Source organism: Bacillus sp. JJ1562, from assembly GCF_036962705.1.
Classification (GTDB): Bacteria; Bacillota; Bacilli; order Bacillales; family Bacillaceae_L; genus Ferdinandcohnia.
This window is the reverse complement of the sequence record NZ_JBALOQ010000003.1, coordinates 278643-280252: the sequence shown is the minus strand read 5'-3', so window position 1 is coordinate 280252 and position 1610 is coordinate 278643. Positions and strand designations below refer to the sequence as shown.

General features: G+C 39.5%; 1 protein-coding gene. It reads right to left on the bottom strand.

Annotated features, from left to right (window positions below):
* Positions 1–259: 259 nt before the first annotated feature.
* Entirely contained in the window at positions 260–1243 is a 984-nt protein-coding gene (locus tag V7097_RS02305; protein WP_335701965.1) for a Gfo/Idh/MocA family protein, read from the bottom strand.
* Positions 1244–1610 lie beyond the last annotated feature (367 nt).

Here is a 1610-nt window from a genome sequence, read left to right as displayed (position 1 = left end):
TGACACAAGGTCAGTTGAAGACGCCAACTTGAGTCCGAAAGCATCGATGATTCCGACACAAGTCAGTTGAAAACGCTAGCTTGAGTCCGAAAGAGCTGATGATTCTGACACAAGTCGGTTGAAGACGTTAGCTTGAGTCTGAAAGAGCCGTTGATTCTGACACAGAATCCGATTTCAACACACAAAGTCTGAATCAAGGTTCGAGCATTAGAAATAAGTATTTATTTTTCCTGCAGAATTCACACCCAAGCCCATTTTTTTATTTGTCTGCCGGAAACACGAGCCCCATTTGGTTCCGGGCTTCGTCAAGTATTTCCATCACGGCAAGTGAGTTTTCATAAGAATTTACAGTTGACTCGAGTAACCCCTTTTTAACAAGCTCTATAAATTCCCTTGCTTCGTAGTACATAGTATGCTGCTCAGGGAGGATTGAGATATCTTCCACTCTGCCATCCCGATAGTGAATTTCTACTTTTTCAGGCGATGATATTTTATCGATGAGAATACTGCCATTTTCACCCTGAATTTCAGACGGGATATAGGAATTGGTGATTTTCGAAAACATCATCATTCCCTCCATCTCTTTGTAGTGTGCAAGAATACTACCTTCACCATCCACTCCAGAATCAAGCATCAATCCACTTGCTTTGATCAAATCTGGCCTTCCAAATAATTGCACCATCGGATACACACAGTACACGCCAATATCCATTAACGAACCATTTGAAAATTCAGGTTTGAATGCATTTAAGATCGTACCTTCCTTATAGGCATCATAGCGGGACGAATACTGGCAATAACTCGCAAAATAGCGGCGTACCGGACCGATTTTATGTAAATTCTCTCGAATGCTTGAATAAGAAGGGAGAAATCCTGACTTCAAAGCCTCCATTAAGAGCACTTGATTCTTTTTCGCAGCTTGAATCATTTCCTTTAGCTCTTTCGTATTTGAGGCCATCGGTTTCTCACAGAGAACATGCTTGCCATGATTCAATAGAATAATTGCTTGAGAGGCATGAAAGGAAGTTGGACTTGCAATGTATACTGCATCCAATACATCAGATTGTGCCATTTCTTCAATTGAAGTAAAGGTATAGGGTACTTGATATTTTTCGGCATATTCTTTTGCGCGTTCCTCAGTTCGTGAATAAACAGCAGTTAATGAAAAGTCTTCGATTGAATTTGCCGCTTCTAAAAATGCATCTGTAATCCAGTTGGTTCCAATAACTCCAAAACGAATCATAAATTTTCCTCCATATGTAAAAATAAGAACATATACTCATTATAACAAACATACACAACTTGAAAAAAATGATAAAATGGGAAAGCATAACTTTATTCAGTAGAAATCCTCTACATTTATAAGTGTGTATGAATGTAAAAAGAGGATCCAATTTCGATGTGGGTCCGAACTTTGACTGAATATAGTAAAGCCTCCGGCGGATGCCACGATTTTTCAGAGGAAATTTTCCAGCATTAACTGGCACTAAGCCCTCATGGAGGGCAAATTGCCAGTAAAAGCCTGATTCGTTCAACTAACAATCTGTGCCAAATGCATCCACAGATTGAAGTTTCACTGTATCTCGCATAAGATCAAAGACTAAGAACGC